The following is a 16,955-nucleotide window of genomic DNA, read 5'->3' as shown; positions in this document are numbered from 1 at the left end:
ACGTTAGAATTTTAATCCTAACGTAGTTTAAGTTATATATATTTATTTTAAAGTGTTTAGCTTATCCTAAGAATATTTTCATATCATCATCTACATTTGTGATTCCAGCTATTCCAAAGTTTTCAACTAAAACTTTAGCTACATTTGGTGATAAGAATGCAGGTAATGTTGGTCCTAAGTGAATATCTTTAACTCCTAAGTATAATAATGATAATAATACTATTACTGCTTTTTGTTCATACCAAGCAATGTTATAGTGTAATGGAAGTTCATTAACATTGTTAAGTCCAAATGCTTCTACTAATTTTAATGCAATTAATACTAATGAATATGAATCATTACATTGTCCTGCATCTAAAACTCTAGGAATTCCATTTATATCTCCTAAGTTTAATTTATTATATTTATATTTTGCACATCCTGCTGTTAATATAACTGCATCTTTAGGTAATTTTTGAGCAAATTCTGTGTAGTAATTTCTTGATTTAGCTCTTCCATCACATCCAGCCATAACAAAGAAGTTCTTTATGTCTCCGTTTTTAACTGCTTCTACTACTTTATCTGCTAATTTAAATACTTGTTCATGTGCAAATCCACCAACTATTTTACCTTTTTCTATTTCAACTGGTGCACTACATTTTTTAGCATGTTCAATTATGCTTGAGAAATCTTTTGTTCCATCAGCTTTTTTAGGAATATGTTTTAATCCTTCAAAACCTACAACTCCTGTTGTGTAAACTCTATCTTTGTAAGAATCTTTTGGTGGAACTAAGCAGTTTGTAGTCATTAATATTGGACCATTAAAGCTTTCAAATTCAGTTGTTTGCTTCCACCATGCATTTCCGTAGTTTCCTACAAAGTGTTTATATTTCTTAAATGCTGGATAGTAGTTAGCTGGTAACATTTCACTGTGAGTATAAACATCTACTCCAGTTCCTTCTGTTTGTTTTAATAATTGTTCCATATCTTTTAAGTCATGTCCACTTATTAAAATTCCAGGGTTCTTTCCAACACCTATGTTAACTTCAGTTATTTCTGGGTGTCCATAGCTTTCAGTATTAGCTTTATCTAATAATGCCATACCATCTACTCCATATTTACCCATTTCAAGTGTTAATGCAACTAAATCATCAACTGTTAATGAATCATCTAAAGTTTTTGCAAGTGCAGCTTGCATATTAGCATCAATTTCAGAATTATAATATCCTAATACTAATGCATGCTTTAAGTATGCACATAATCCTTTAGCTCCATAAACTATAAGTTCTCTAAGGCTTCTTATATCTTCATTTTCTGTTGATAAAACTCCAACTTTAGGTGCTTTTTCTTTCATTTCTTCTACAGTACTACAAGTCCATGTAGCTGCATCTGATAAGTTTTCTAAATTCCCATTAGCTGCTTTTATTTGTTCTTTTAAGTAATCTCTTAAAGAAAATGCTGATTTTATTCTTGTGATAAATACATCATCATCAAAGTTTGCATTAGTTATAGTTGCAAATAAAGATTCAACTACAAAAGTGTTAACTTCTTTATTGTCTATTCCTACTTCTCTTCCTCTTGTTGCAATTTCTGAGATTCCTTTAACAACATATATTAAAACATCTTGTAATCCAGCAAGTTCAGCATCTTTACCACATACTCCTCTTACTGTACAACCTTTGTTTCCTGCTGTTTCTTGACATTGGAAACAAAACATTTTTTGCATTTCTTCTCTAGTCATTTTTTCATCTGACTTTTTTCTAAAAAATAATCCCATTATTATTTCCTCCGTATTAAAATTCCGTGTATTAATTTTATATTTTTCTAAGTTTTCATTTAAAAAATCGCGTATTTTAATCTAGCCCTATACTAGATATTGGTTTAATTTACTATTCTACGCTTATAGCTCCAACTGGACATTGGCTTTCTGCTTCTCTAGCATCTATAAGTGTATCATTATCTAATTCAACATCTTTTGCTACAGATTTTCCATCATCCTCCATTGAGAAAATGCTTGGACATACAGCTGTACATAACCCACATCCAATACAAGTATCTTTATCTACTCTTGCTTTCATTTCTAAACACTCCTTACTTATCTCGTTTGCAGTTATTATTCTATTAAAATTGACTTTTATAATATGTGATTCAAATCACCTATTTAAATTTTTATAAAAAAAAGACTTTTCACATTCGAAAAAGCCTTTTCATGAGCATATTTATCTTTATAAAATTCTAATTAAGATCTTATATTTCACAACAAAAAATATAAATACTTTTTATCTGTATAAATAATAAGCTCTACAACAATAATTGCTGTAGAGCTTCTAATATATATTCTATTTAAATAAATCTTTAAACATATCTCCAAGAGTTACATCATCTTCACTTGAATCTACATATTGAACATATTCTTTACTTTTTTCAGCTGCATCTTTTATGCTAAGTGAAAGTTTTTTATTTTCAACATCTATGCTTAATACTTTAACTTTTACTTTGTCTCCTGTATGAAGAACTTCTGCTGGGTCTTTTATAACATCATCAGTTATTTCTGATAAGTGAACTAATCCTTCAACACCTTTAAATATTTCTACAAAAGCTCCAAATTTAGCAAGTTTTCTAACTGTACCTTCAAAAACTCCACCAACTTTTATTTCTGGTCCATGTAATGTCCATGGTTCTTGAAGATTATCTTTTAATACAAGTGAAAGTCTTTTATTTTCTTTATCAACACTTCCTATAAATACTTCAACAGTATCTCCTTTTTTAACTACATCTTCAACTCTTTTTACTTTTTCCCAAGCTAAATCATTTATGTGAATTAACCCTTGAACTCCTGGAAGAACTTCTACGAAAGCACCAAATTTAGTAGTATTCTTAACAGTTCCTGTTATTTTTTCTCCTTCTTTTAATGAATTCCAATTCTTTTCTTCCATCTTTTTATATTCAGCTTCTTCTATAACTTTTCTTGAAGCTACAACTTTATTGTTTTTGAAATCTAATTCTATTATTTTAACTACTAATTCATCTCCAACAAAGTCTTTAGCATTTACTCTTGTTCTGCTTATTAATGAACCAGGTAAGAAAACTCTAGTTTTTCCATAAGCACATAAAAGTCCACCTTTAATTTCTTCTTTAACTTGAACAGTTATTTCTTTATCATTATCAAAAGCATCTTTTATATCTTCTCTTTCTGCTTTTAATACAGCTTTTAAAGCTTCTTTTTCTTCTTTAATTAAAAGACTTTTTCTTGAAAGAAGAACATATCCTTCTCCATCATTTGGTGATAAAACAATAACTCTTACTTTATCTCCTTCTTTTAATTCTTCAGTTGGATTTACTTCCTTAGTACTTATTTCATCTCTAGATATGAAACCATCAAAAGCATAATTTATATTAACGTTTGCACCTTTTGAATCTACACTTATAATTGTACCTTCTAGAATATCACCTTTTTTTATTGTTTTTACATCATATTGGTCTAATAATTCTTGCATAGTATTCTCATTACTCATACGATCCACTCCTTTTTTATAATACATATTTAATTCTAATCTATTGATTATTTTTTCTCAACTATTTTCTAAAAACTAACTATATAACCTTTTAAATGTAATTTTCATATAATACACTATACTTTATTTTCGGAGGAAATAGTCTTGAAATTTTTAAATAAAATAAAAGCTAAAAAAAACATGAAAGATTATAAAGATTTACTAGAATTTAAAGAAGAGCTTGATTCCATATCATTAAAAATTTCTATTTTAAATGATAGGCTTAATTCATATAGAAAAATAACATCTTTATCTTTTGATAAAATGAATGACTATATAAACAAAATTTATATTTCTAAAGAAAAAAATAATATTGATCTTTGTAAAAGAGGTTTCTTTAAATATTATAAAGAAACCCTCATATACAATAATTTAACTAAATTTGATTTAGAAATCTCTAATGAATTTAACCTTCTAAATGAACACCTTATCGCACTTCAAGAAATATACACCACATTAGAAGATGACTTTAACAAAGACATTACTTCATCAAAATTTTCGCTTAAAAATATTTTTTCTAACTCTATCTCTGATTTTTTCAAAAAAACTTCTGAAATTGAATCTATAATAATTAAAATTCAGGAAAAACTCCCTAAAAATTTTGATACTAATTATATGATAAAAGATTCAGATGTTTTTTCCAATAAAGAAAATTTTGAAATAGAGTTTAATAATTTTTTAAAAAAGCATTGCTTAAATTTCACTTAACAAAGGAGCTATCTATAAGGATTTAGGACTAATCCATTTAGATAGCCTCTTTCATTAAAATTATTTAGATATTTCAGTTACATCATATCCTACATCTTCAATTAAATCTTTTAATTCATTTTCTGATATTGTTCCTTCTACAACAGCTTTTCCAACTTCAACATTAAATTTATCAACTTTTGAATTTGCTTCTAAAGCCTCTTCAATATGTTTTACACAATTTCCACATGCCATTCCTTCAATTCTTACTATATACTTTAACATAAAAATCATTCCTTTTCTTTTATTTTTATAACAAGGTACAAAGCCCCTTGTTGTGGCATTATTTTATTTAAAAATTTGGTTTAAATCTTTTTAATCTTAAGGCATTAAGTAAAACTGACACTGAGCTTAAGCTCATTGCAAATGCACCTATCATTGGATTTAATAATGGTCCTCCAAATAAGTGGAATATACCCATTGCAAATGGAATTCCTACTACGTTATATCCAAATGCCCAAAATAAATTTTCTTTTATATTCTTTATAGTTGCTCTACTCAATTGAATTCCTGATACAACATCAAGTAAATCACTTCTCATTAAAACTATATCTGCTGATTCAATAGCTACATCAGTTCCTGAACCAATTGCTATACCAATTTCTGCTGTTACAAGTGCTGGAGCATCATTTATTCCATCACCAACCATTGCAACTTTCTTTCCTTCAGCTTGAATTTCTTTAACAACATCTGCCTTTCCTTCAGGTAAAACATCTGAAACAACTCTATCAATTCCAACTTCTCTTGCAATTGCTTTTGCTGTTTTTTCATTATCTCCAGTTAACATAACTACGTCAATTCCCATGTTATAAAGTGCTCTAACTGCTTGTTTGCTATTCTCTTTAAGAGTATCAGCTACAGCAATAATTCCTATAAATACTCCATCAACAGCTATAAACATAGGTGTTTTTCCTTCATTAGCTAAATGGTTCGCTCTTTCTTCTATGTTATCAATATCTATTTTGAATCTATTCATTAACTTTCTATTACCAATAACAATATCTTTGTCTTCAATTTTAGTTTCAATCCCTTCTCCAAGAATTGCATTAAAATCTGAAATTTGAGGTAATTCTAAGTTTCTTTCTTTTGCCTCATTTACTATAGCTTCTCCTAGTGGATGCTCTGAACCTTTTTCAGCAGCCGCTGCAAGTCTTAATAACTCATTTTCTTCCATAGTATCTGAAATTATATTTGTAACTTTTGGTTTTCCTTCTGTAATAGTTCCTGTTTTATCCAAAATAATTGTACTAATTTTATGTGCTTCTTCTAAAGCTGTTCCACTTTTAATTAATACTCCATATTCTGCACCTTTTCCTGTACTAACCATAATAGCTGTAGGAGTTGCTAATCCTAAAGCACATGGACAAGCTATTACTAAAACTGAGATAAATATATTTAATGAAAATTCTAAACTTTCCCCAGCTCCAAAATACCAAAGTAATCCTGATATAACTGCAAGTGTAATAACTGTAGGTACAAAATACCCAGAAATAATATCAGCAAGCTTTGCAATAGGAGCTTTTGTTCCTTGAGCACTTTCAACTAAATTAATGATTTGTGATAATACTGTGTCTTTACCAACTTTTGTAGCTTTGTATTTAAACATTCCAGTTTTATTTATACTAGCTCCAAATACTTCATCTCCAACTCTCTTATCTACTGGAATACTTTCACCAGTAAGCATTGCTTCATCAATAGTTGAAGTACCTTCTATAATCTCTCCATCAACAGGAAGTTTTTCTCCAGGCTTAACTATAACTATATCTCCTTCTTTAACTTCCTCTATTTTTACAACTCTTTCTTCTCCATGGACTATTATAGTAGCTGTTTTAGGAGCTAATCCCATTAGTTTACTTATAGCATCAGAAGTTTTTCCTTGAGTTATTGCTTCTAAAAATTTACCAAGACTTATAAATGCTATTATCATACCAGCTGATTCAAAATATAAGTGATGTGCAAATTCTAAATGTCCAGTAGCAATTTTATATATTGCATATATTCCATAAATTATTGCTGCTGAACTTCCAATAGCAATTAAACTATCCATATTAGGACTTAAATGTATAAGATTTTTATAACCATGAGTAAAAAATTCTATACCAATTATACTTATAATAATTGCTAATATAAGTTGTATAATTGCAAAGTTTAATGGATTAATAGTTGGATTTATAATACTTGGTAATGGAAGATGTATCATAGGTCCCATTGAAATTGTTACAAGAGGTATTGCAAATATTGCTGCAAGTATTAATCTTAATCTTGTTTTCTTTATTTTTCTCATTGACCTATCTTCTGGCTTTTCAACTTCAGTTTCTTCTAAAACTTCAAAAGCTTCATATCCAGCTCTTTTAACTTGGGCTTCTATATCACTTCCTCTTAACTTAGAAGGGTCAAATTTTACAACTAAATCTTCTGTTGCTAAATTTACTACTGCACTTTCAATTCCATCTACTTTATTTAAAACTCTTTCAATTCTGCTTGAACAAGCTGCACAAGTCATTCCTTTTACTTTATAATTTTTCACACCTATTTCAGATTTTTTTATTTCTGATGCATCATATCCTGCTTTTCTAATAGCTTGTATAATTCCATCTTCGTTTATAATACTTTTATCAAATTTAATATTTAGTCTTTCTGTTGCAAGATTTACTACTGCTTCTTCAACACCTTCTTTTTTATTTAGAACTCTTTCGATTCTACTTGAGCAAGCTGCACAAGTCATTCCTTTTACACTAAATTCCTTGTGTATTTCGTTACCATTTGATAACTCTTTTCCTTGAAAACCAGCTTTTTTAATAGCATTTAATATATCTTCTGAACTGATTTTATCTTTATCAAAATCTATGTTTAACTTTTCTGTTGCAAGATTCACTACAGCTTCATTTACTCCATCTTTTTTATTTAAGACTCTTTCAACTCTACTTGAACATGCAGCACAAGTCATTCCTTTTACCTCAAAAATCTTTTTCACTTTATCAACCCCTTAATTTTCTCTTTTAGTTAAATTAATAACTACAAGTTTTTGAGATTTTAATTTTCTAATTTAATCCCCACCCCCCTCGGTTGGGGTAACTTATGTTTTTATAATACATTTATTATTTTTACCTGTCAACTATTTTTTATGAATAAAATTAAAAACCAAAAATTTATTTTTATAAATTTATTAACTTTTATTTATAAAAATAAAAAGACAAACCACGTAAATGGCTTGTCTTTTTTATAATTTTTCTTTAATCTCTTTATAGCAAAACTCTATAATATCACTTCTTTTAATTATTCCAATAAAGATTCCTTCATCATCTACCACTGGAACAAAATTTTGATTTACCGCTAAAGAAATTAAACTTTCAATATTTGCATTTATAGAAACACTTTTATGTGTTCTTCTTGTCTTTATATCTTTTACTTTTACTGACTCAGTATTTTTAAAATTTAATTCTGGAGTATTTTTTAGTTTCCACAATAAATCTCCTTCTGTAATTGTTGAAACATATCTACCACTCTTATCTATAATAGGTATAGCTGTATAACCGTGATGTTCCATTCTCTCCATAACTTGTCTCATTGTCGCTTCTAAATTTTCGCAAATAACTTCGTTTTTTGGTGTAAGGAAAAATGCTATATTCATATCTTTATTCTCCTAAAATTATTTATTTACATCTAATATTCTAACATATTAAACTATATCATATAATACTTAAGATTTTTTTTCTTTTTTAATAAAATATTTCTCTAATCTGTATGAGTAATCGGAATATTCTATTTCATTTAAAATACTACCTATTTCTGAATAAATAACTTTTCCAAGTAATGTTTTTTTAACTATAACTTCGTTTAAAACTGCTGAATGGCATTTAGAACAAATTCCTACAGAAATAAAACGCCATCTTGCAGGCATATAGTCAAAATCTAATATTATTTTTCTCCTACATTTTGGACATGCTGATTTTATCTTACTATAATTCAATTCCATATTATCAACACACTTTAAATTTATAGCTGGCATATCATACACATTATTTACTATATAATTTTTAACTATTCTATAATTATATAGCTGTTTAAAAGCTTGTACTGTAAAATATGCATCATTAAGTGCATCATGTAAAAGATTACTATCGGCCTTTATATTAAGCCTTGTTAATGCATTTTTTAAGCTTAATGATTTTTTAGCTCCAATAACTTTAGTTACATACTCTTGTATATCTATATATTTATTAACCCATTTTATATCTTCATATTTGTGATAATGTGAATTTATAATTATTTGAGCTATGTCATCTTTTGCCCATGAACATAATATATTGTTTCCTGTAAATTCTTTTAATTTAGCCATAGCTTCTTCAAAAGAAATTCCTTTTTCTAAATCTTCATTTGTTATCTTTGTTATATTTATTATTTCAGGATTTAAAACAGGAAATATTGAAGGCTTAATATAAACCTTCAATTCTTCCTCTACTTTCATATATTGGTCAACCTTTATAGCCCCAATTTCTATTATTTCACTTTCTATATCTATATCTTTAAGATATTCATGTTCTAAATATATATTTGGATAATGCTTTTCTATGTTATCCATTCTATTAAATTCCAAATCAATTACTACATACCCCATAAAAACTCCTAAGTTTATCTTAATTATTCTCTTTAAAGTCTATTCCTGCAAGCTTCATCAAGTGAATTGCATTTTGTGTCTTACTTCTTCCCTCTCTAAGCTTATAATCAAATTTAATTTTATTATCTTCATAATACTCTCTAAAGTTTTGATTTTTTATTCTATTATCTCTAAGTTCTAAATCACATAATTCTAAATCATGAGTTGATACAAGTCCTACTGCACCTGCATCCATTAATTGATTTATTAAAACTTTAGCTCCTGTATGTCTATCTTCTGAATTTGTTCCTTTAAATATTTCATCTAAAAGGAAGAATATTCTCTTTCCTTCTTTAGCCCCTTCTATAAGTAGTTTTATTCTTAAAATTTCTGCATAGAAAGAAGATATACTTTCTTGTAAATTATCCTTTGTTCTCATACAAGTATAAAGGTCAAAAAGGCCACACTTGAAATTCTTTGCACTAACTGGTGCACCTAAATATGAAAGAACTAAATTTAAACCAATAGTTCTTAAGAATGTACTTTTACCTGACATATTCGAACCTGTTATTAATGTTACTTTTGTGCTTTCTTCTAATCTATAAGTGTTTCTAACTGCTCTTTCTCCTAAAATTGGATGACCAATTTCTTCTCCAAGCACTACTTTTTCTGAAACTACTTCTGGATAATTCCATTCATCAAAATCAAATGGTAAGTTTGCAACACTTGATAATGCATCAAATTCTCCCATAGCTTCAAGCCATGAATCTAAATATTTTCCATTTTTCTTTTTCCAACTTTCTAAATTAGAAACTAAGAATACATCTGAGAAAATAAATAAGTTTATTATTAAATAGTACGCGTTTCCATTACTATCTCCAACCCAATCTAAAATTGAAGATAATTTTTTCATTTCTTTTTTACAAGAGATATTGTTATCTACATTTTTTATTTTATTTTTTATTTCTTTTAAATATTCTGACTCAACATTCTCATCTTCTATTAAAGCTAGTATTTCTGAATAAGCCTTAACAGTAGGTTTTATTAAGGAAAACATATGCAAAACATCCCTACTATCCTTAGTTAAACTTCTTATAACAATAAAGTTTACCATAAGTAAAAGTAGTATATAACTTCCTTTTAAAGTTCCAATAAAAGACATAACTATAGCTATAAAAGTTATAGCTATAAAAATATAAGCTATTATTTTTCTATATCCAACTGTCTTTCCTTCACTTTTGCTCCATTCTTTTAGATATTCAAGTTCATTAACTTCTTCATCAGTATTATTTATATTTAACTTTCCATTTAAGATTAATTTTTGTCTCCATTTAACCTTTTTACCTAATTCATCTATAGCTTTTTGTTTTTTATTTATTTCTTCTGCTGTGGAAATTGTATTACGACTAAGAATTCTAGCTAAAGCTTCACGTCCTGCTTTAGTTACAGTTGTATTTATAAGTTGAAATAATGAATTGTCTCCAAATATATCTAAATCATATGTATATGGATGTTTTTCATCAATATATTCCTCTCCCTTATCTTCTTCATTTTTAAATTCCCCATTTAACCTTCTAAGCCCTTGCTCATTTATCTCAATCATTATTTCCTGTTTCTTTTTCTTTTGTAAAAACTTATTATGAAATCCTACTACTACTAAAAATAATATTATAAAAAATGCTCCAAAAGAAACCATTAATGTAGGATTATCCATAGAGTAAAATTTATATATAGAAAAAATTAAAAGTACAAAAATTACTAATCTGCTCCAACCAATTGCTAAGCTTTGTTTATTTATTTTATCTATTTCTGCTTTGCTTTTCTCTATATTCTCTTCATAAAACTTAAGTGCGTTCATTAATTTAAATTACTCCTTTTATTAATTTATTACATGTAAATTATACCATAACTTAACAAGAAAAAGGGAAGAGTATAAAAATATCCTTCCCTTTATTTCATTGAATTATAATTATTTCCTAATTTTCTTTCATTGAATTATATATTGTATCTAAATTATATTTCATTGCTTCTAAATATGTTTTATCATCATATTGTGATTCAAGAGTATATATTTTAACTACTTTTGCTCCAACTTCCTTTGCTAATGTTTCAGAAGTTTTTGGCTCTGATAATGTTCCTGAGAAAATAACTTTAACATTATGTTCTCTACAATAGTTAACTAATTCTTGAAGTTTTCCTGGTGTTGGTTCACCATCTGCATATAAAGAACTTACTGACTCTTGAGTTAATCCAAAATCTCTACAAAGATAACCAAAAGCTGCATGACCTGTTACGAAATTTTTATTTTTTAATTCTTCAAATTTTGGCTTATATTCGTTATATAAATCATTGCAATCTTTTATAAACTTTTCATAATTTTCATTATAATAAGATTCATTTTTTGGATCTTCTTTAATTAAAGCATCCTTTATATTTTTAGCTTGAACTTGAACTTGTTTTAAACTTAGCCAAACATGTGGATCTATTTTATCTCCATCTTTTAAAACATCTACCCCATTACTTGAATCCACGCTTAAAATATTATTTTCTTTTAATTTTGCGCTTACATCATTAAGCCATTCTTCCATTCCAAGCCCATTATATATAAACATTTTGCTACTAAGAAGCTCTTTAAAAGCTCCTGTATTTGGTTCAAAATGATGTGGTTCTTGACCTTTTGGTACTAAAGTAAGTACATCTACTTTATCTCCACCTATAGCTTTTGTTATTTCCGCTACTGGAAATATTGAAGCTGTAATTTTTATTTTCCCATTCTCATTTACCTTTGATTCTGAATTAGAATCTGTTTTTGAGCAACCTACTGCTAGTAGAGCTAAGACCCCTATTGTTAAAATTGTTATGATTTTTTTCATCCTTATCTCCTTTGCATATGATTTGCATTTACAAACAAAATCATAACCTTTAATTTCCTATTTGTCAATTAAATATAGATTTTTTTGCATTTAATATTATTTTTGTCAATAATATCTTCTTCTATTCTTTGACAAGTGAAAATTATAGTTTGCGCTAGGTTTTCTTCGCTTATTAATTTTATTCCTCTTTCTCTTCTTATATCATCATATTGAAGAAAAACTTCATCAAATATTATTGGAACTTCTTTATCTTTAAACAGAAATTTTATTAAAGCTAGTCTTAATGATAGATATAATTGGTCTCTTGAACCATTACTTAAATATTCACTAGAAAATAAGCTTTCTTCATCTCTTACTAATAAATCATAGTCTTCTTTTAAAATTACATCTCCATATTTACTATCTGTAAGCTTACTAAAAATTTCTTTTATATTTTCATTTAAAGTAGGTCCAAATTTTTCTTTTATTTTTCTATCTGCATTCTCTAAAACTTCTATTGCTATATTTATAGCTTTATATGTTTTTTCTAACTTTTCAATTTTTTCTGTAACTTCTAAAATTTCTTCTTCAACTATATTTATATCTCTTTTTCCTGCTAAGCTTAATTTTATTTCGCCTTCTAAGTATTTTATCTTTTTTTCAGATTCTATAAGCTTATTTGATTTATTTTTAAGCTCAGCTTCTATATCTTCCTCTTTTTTATAATTAGACTCTTCAAAATTATCTCCTATTCTTGAAAATTCTTCTTTTATGTCTTCTATATCTCTATCTTTTAAAAGAGTATTATAAGTTTCTTGAATATTTTCTAAAGCACTTTCTAGCTCTTTTTTCTTTAAAAGCTTGTTTCTTATTTCTTCAATATAATTTTTTAAATTACTTATATCTATATTTTCTAAATTTCCTTTTTTTAATTGAAGTAAAAGTTCTTCTTTTAAATTTTCTTTTTCATTTTTTATATTTTCTATTTCAGATTCTAATAAACTTTTCTTTTGCTTAAGAGTTTCTTTTAATAATCTTATCTTTTCATATTTATCTATTTTAATATAAACTTCATCTATATTGTTACTACTAGACATCTTTATTACAGAGTCTAATATTTTTTCATTTTGATTATATCTTTCTTTTTCATTTTCTATATTTAACTCTTCTATTAAATTTAATCTTTCTTCTATAGCAAAATTAGTTTTATTTTCAAATTGAATAAAGTCCTCTAAGAGCTTAATGCTTCTTATAAGATTTTCTTTATTTTTTACATTAGATAACTCAATAAAGTCTTTAAATTTGTTTTCTATAAAATCAATATTTTCTTTTAATTCATTTATTTCATTACCACAATTTTCTTCTACATTATCTTTTTTAGAATTCATAATGTATAAGCCAATTGAACCTAATAAAATTATTAAAAATACAATATAAATTATAAGATTTTTTCCTATGAATGTATTTACTCCTAGTCCCAATAATCCAACTATAGCTGAAATAATATATATTTTAGAATTTCCACTTTTATTTGTATTATCTTTTAAGCCTTCTTCTTTTTCATATTCCTTCTTTAGACTTATTAAATTATGCTCATATTCCTTTAGTAATTCCTTTATTTCTTCTACATGAGGCTTTAGGTTTAATACATCCCCTAAAAATCTTTCTTTAACTTGTATTTTTTCTTCTTCTTTATTTATACTTTCTAATAATTTATCATATCTATCTTTTTTCTCTTTTAAAGATTCCTGTTCTGCATTTAGCTTTATTAATTTTTCTTTTATCCCTAAATCTAAAGAATTAAAGAATTCATATTCTTTAAAGCTTTTTATCTCTTCTTCTAATTCTTCTTTTAAAACTCTTATATGCTCTTCTTTTTCTGAAATTTTTTCTTCTAATATATTATAGTTGTTATATATTTTTTCAATATTATCTAAATAATCCGTATCTAAATTGAATTCTCCTACAATTAAATCTTTATTTAAAAGTTCTTCTTCCTTTTTTATTTCTTCTCCACGCTTTAAATACTTAAATATATCTTCATATTCTTTTTTTAAATTTTTCTTCTTTATGTATTTCTTATATATTTCAAGCTTTTCTATTTCTTCTTTTAAAACTTTATTTTCTTTTTTCTCTTTTAATAAAAGGCTTTCATTATCTAAATTTAAATCAATAGCTTTATAAATTTCAGCTTTTTCTCTTTGTAAACTATCTAGCTCTAGATTTAACTTATCTATTTCTCCTGTTCCTCTAGTAGTTTTTAATTCTTTTTTCTTTTTAGATAGATTTTCTATTCCTGTACTTGCAGAAACTTCTCCTGTTCCTGATCCAAAAATCTCTTGAAGCTTGTCCTTTATTTCTTCATCTTTTTCTTTTTTAACTTCTACTCCTAATTGTGGAATAAAAAGAGTTTTTGAAAAAGTTCTTTCATTTACTCCTAAAAAGAATTCCCCAACTTCCTTTTGCATTTTATTTTTTATATCTTCCCCAGATAATAAATCTATAACTTCTAAAGTATCGCCTCTTTTAGTTTTTCCAAATGTTCTTCTTATCTCATATTCTCTATTATCATGCTCTATAATAAGCTCTCCTGCCATTACTTCGCCAGAAAAAGGAGAATATTTTTTTCTTAAATCTCTTCCTCCTTTAGATGGTACTCCATAAAGCCAAAGCTTTATAAAGTTTTCTATAGTAGATTTTCCTTTTTCATTTTCTCCATATATTAAATTCATTCCTGATTTTAAAGATATAACTTTATCTTTTAATCCACCAAAAGCCTTTATCTTTATTTCTTTAATAATCATCTAAGTTTACCTCTTCATTCATTAAACTTATAAGTCCTATGTCTAGTGCTAATTCTAATATTTCTTTATCTTCTTCATCTTCCATTCTCTTCTTAATTTCATTTATAAAAATTCCTTCTACTGAATCTAAATTAATATGGTCATAATTTATTTGAACCTTTGTATTATTTATTATTTTTATAAAATAAAACTCTTCTTTTAAAGACTCTAAAATTATATTTTCATTTATATTAAACTCTTTAGAGGTATTTCCAATTAAAATAATTTTAAATAAGTCTTTATCCCTTTTATAATCTTTTGTTTCATTTTTTATTTTTTCTTCTACTTCTAAAGTGGTATTAAGATTTGTTACATCAACCTTTATAGAATAATAATTTCTAATTGAAGTTTCTCTAAAGCTTAAATCTGTAAAACCTTTACTTACTTCACCTATTATTACTCCTTTAGAATCTAATTCATCAAAGCCTCTTCCTTGTGGACAGCCTGAATAAGCATAGGAAGTTTGTCCTATTTTTTGTATTCCAGAATATAAATGTATATGTCCTAATGCAATATAATCTAATTTACTCATTTCTATATCTTCTTTTAATATAGGATTATAATCACTACTTTTCCCATTTAAATCTCCATGACAAACTAAAATATTTATATTATCTTCTTTTATATTTATATTTCTTAATTTTGTTTCTTTTATATATTTTTCATTAAAAGCAAAACCATGAACTGAAAGATTTAAATCATCTAAATCTATTCTCTCCATATCACCTTTAAATATATAAACATTTTCAGGCCAATCTATAAGAGTATAAAATGATTTTTCATTAAATGGATCATGATTCCCAGGACTTATAAAAACTCTAGTATTTTCTAACATCTTAAAGATTTGACTTACATAAATTAATGTTTCTTTCTTTACTGTATAATTATCAAATACATCTCCTGATATAAGAAGTATTTCTACTTTTTCTTCATTACAAATATTAATTATATTTTTTAAAACTCTCTTTATTTCTTCCTTATTATTTTTAGCTACCTCTTTATTAAATTCTTTAAAAGGTGTATCTAAATGTATATCTCCACAATGTAATATCTTAACCTTATTCATACCTTTCTCCTCTTTAACCCGATTCGAACCTCTGTTCTAATTTCATTATATATATTTTCCATAAAAATAAAAGACTATAAAATAAAAATGCTATGCAATAAATTTTGCATAGCATTTAAATAAATATATATAAATTTTCCCCTCTATATAATAAATCCCCCAATTTATTATCTTAATCATATGTTATTTAATATGTATAATAATATATTACTTAATCTAAAGCTTTAAATGAATATCCTTTTTCTTTTAAATCCTTTACGGCATTTTTAAAATTACTATTATTTTCTCCTAAGCTTTGTATATTATCAATTATCATAATGATTCCGTTTGTGTTAGAATTATTTATTTTTAATCCTTCACTTAATTTAAAATATTCTAATTTATTATTTTCAATTAATTTATATAAATCTAATTCTTCTGGAAGGACTGTATTTCCTGAAAACTCTATTTTATCATCTTCATTTATAATTTCGTTATTATCTATAAAAGTAATTTTTAAATTTAAATCATTACTTAAATTTAAAAGCCTGTCTATATTTTTTTCATTTATATTTTTATCATCAACAATTATATATACAGTTTTTTGTGAATTACTTAATCTATTTGCTTTTTGATATTGTTGATCTTTTATAACTTTTACTACTGAATTTACTTCTTTACTATTTTGTTTATTAATGGAATTATTGCTAGTTACAACTTCAAAACGCTCTTTATGTATTTCCATATTTATGAATTTAATTGCAAATGTTAATATTAAGCAACTAAGTATTATCGTTAATATAAACACTTTTTTACCTTTCATTTGTAATCACCTTTTCCCTTCTAAAATAATTATAACATATTTTTTAATATTTGATTAATATTTTTATAATTTTTTTAATTTAATTATTTTTTTCAGGGAATTATCAGTTTTTTTTTGCAATTTATTATATTTTATTTGTTTTTTTAATTTTTTATTCAAATTTAAAAGGTGTATATTAACATATTATTTTTACTTAATAATGTAAAATTAATATATATAGGATATTATTTTCCTATTATATTGCTATTTAAGGAATAACTATCCATAATTTTGTCTACATTAACAATTAAGAAACATTTATTTAAGTTAAATAAAAACACACATAAAAAAAGCACTTAATAAAATTAAGTGCTTCTGGCAGGGGCAGTAGGACTCGAACCCACAACCAATGGTTTTGGAGACCACTACTCTACCAATTGAGCCATACCCCTAGAACGTTTTTTATTTTATCAAATATATATTTTATTGTCAATAATTTTTTTCTTCCTAAAAATTCTAGCTCTTTTAGTTGTTAA

Annotated in this window: 13 protein-coding genes and 1 tRNA gene; 1 reads left to right on the top strand and 13 read right to left on the bottom strand. The window is 26.0% G+C overall.

What is annotated here, in order from left to right; translation table 11 throughout:
* Nucleotides 1-61: 61 nt before the first annotated feature.
* The 3 genes from hcp to rpsA all read right to left on the bottom strand — a co-directional run bounded on the left by hcp (nt 62) and on the right by rpsA (nt 3,494).
* Nucleotides 62-1,756, bottom strand: a complete 1,695-nt coding sequence (hcp, locus tag CLTHE_RS04805) for a hydroxylamine reductase (protein ID WP_207651193.1) — start codon at nt 1,754-1,756, stop codon at nt 62-64.
* A gap of 112 nt (nt 1,757-1,868) precedes the next feature.
* Nucleotides 1,869-2,057 carry a ferredoxin gene (locus tag CLTHE_RS04800; RefSeq protein ID WP_080022241.1) on the bottom strand — a complete coding sequence of 63 codons (189 nt, stop codon included), beginning with the start codon at nt 2,055-2,057 and terminating at the stop codon, nt 1,869-1,871.
* Between the two features lie 261 nt (nt 2,058-2,318).
* The gene (rpsA, locus tag CLTHE_RS04795; RefSeq protein WP_080022240.1) at nt 2,319-3,494 is read right to left on the bottom strand and encodes a 30S ribosomal protein S1; all 1,176 of its coding nucleotides are present in this window, start codon (nt 3,492-3,494) and stop codon (nt 2,319-2,321) included.
* A gap of 144 nt (nt 3,495-3,638) precedes the next feature.
* Between rpsA and CLTHE_RS04790 the strand changes: the two genes are divergently transcribed.
* Nucleotides 3,639-4,241: a hypothetical protein gene (locus CLTHE_RS04790; RefSeq protein WP_080022239.1), complete on the top strand. Its 603-nt coding sequence runs from the start codon at nt 3,639-3,641 to the stop codon at nt 4,239-4,241.
* Nucleotides 4,242-4,301: 60 nt separating this feature from the next.
* Here CLTHE_RS04790 and CLTHE_RS04785 read toward each other — a convergent pair whose 3' ends face one another.
* The 10 genes from CLTHE_RS04785 to CLTHE_RS04740 all read right to left on the bottom strand — a co-directional run bounded on the left by CLTHE_RS04785 (nt 4,302) and on the right by CLTHE_RS04740 (nt 16,871).
* Nucleotides 4,302-4,505, bottom strand: a complete 204-nt coding sequence (locus CLTHE_RS04785) for a heavy-metal-associated domain-containing protein (protein WP_080022238.1) — start codon at nt 4,503-4,505, stop codon at nt 4,302-4,304.
* A gap of 67 nt (nt 4,506-4,572) precedes the next feature.
* Entirely contained in the window at nt 4,573-7,254 is a 2,682-nt protein-coding gene (locus CLTHE_RS04780; protein WP_080022237.1) for a heavy metal translocating P-type ATPase, read from the bottom strand.
* Nucleotides 7,255-7,500: 246 nt separating this feature from the next.
* The gene (locus CLTHE_RS04775; RefSeq protein WP_002598518.1) at nt 7,501-7,911 is read right to left on the bottom strand and encodes a CBS domain-containing protein; all 411 of its coding nucleotides are present in this window, start codon (nt 7,909-7,911) and stop codon (nt 7,501-7,503) included.
* Between the two features lie 69 nt (nt 7,912-7,980).
* Entirely contained in the window at nt 7,981-8,898 is a 918-nt protein-coding gene (locus CLTHE_RS04770) for a 3'-5' exonuclease (protein WP_080022236.1), read from the bottom strand.
* 19 nt (nt 8,899-8,917) lie between these two features.
* Nucleotides 8,918-10,735 carry a MutS-related protein gene (locus CLTHE_RS04765; RefSeq protein ID WP_080022235.1) on the bottom strand — a complete coding sequence of 606 codons (1,818 nt, stop codon included), beginning with the start codon at nt 10,733-10,735 and terminating at the stop codon, nt 8,918-8,920.
* A 118-nt stretch (nt 10,736-10,853) separates the two neighbouring features.
* Nucleotides 10,854-11,750, bottom strand: a complete 897-nt coding sequence (locus CLTHE_RS04760; protein ID WP_080022234.1) for a metal ABC transporter solute-binding protein, Zn/Mn family — start codon at nt 11,748-11,750, stop codon at nt 10,854-10,856.
* 68 nt (nt 11,751-11,818) lie between these two features.
* Nucleotides 11,819-14,533, bottom strand: coding sequence for an AAA family ATPase (locus CLTHE_RS04755; RefSeq protein WP_080022233.1), 2,715 nt, complete (start codon nt 14,531-14,533; stop codon nt 11,819-11,821).
* A complete protein-coding gene (locus CLTHE_RS04750) occupies nt 14,523-15,638 on the bottom strand; it encodes a metallophosphoesterase family protein (RefSeq protein WP_080022232.1) in 1,116 nt (371 codons plus the stop codon). Before CLTHE_RS04750 ends, CLTHE_RS04755 begins: the two co-directional genes overlap by 11 nt.
* 211 nt (nt 15,639-15,849) lie before the next feature.
* A complete protein-coding gene (locus CLTHE_RS04745; protein WP_080022231.1) occupies nt 15,850-16,440 on the bottom strand; it encodes a hypothetical protein in 591 nt (196 codons plus the stop codon).
* A gap of 355 nt (nt 16,441-16,795) precedes the next feature.
* Nucleotides 16,796-16,871, bottom strand: a tRNA-Trp gene (locus CLTHE_RS04740).
* Between the last annotated feature and the right edge of the window lie 84 nt (nt 16,872-16,955).

Source organism: Clostridium thermobutyricum DSM 4928 (assembly GCF_002050515.1).
Classification (GTDB): domain Bacteria; phylum Bacillota; class Clostridia; order Clostridiales; family Clostridiaceae; genus Clostridium; species Clostridium thermobutyricum.
This window is presented reverse-complemented; position numbering and strand designations above follow the sequence as displayed.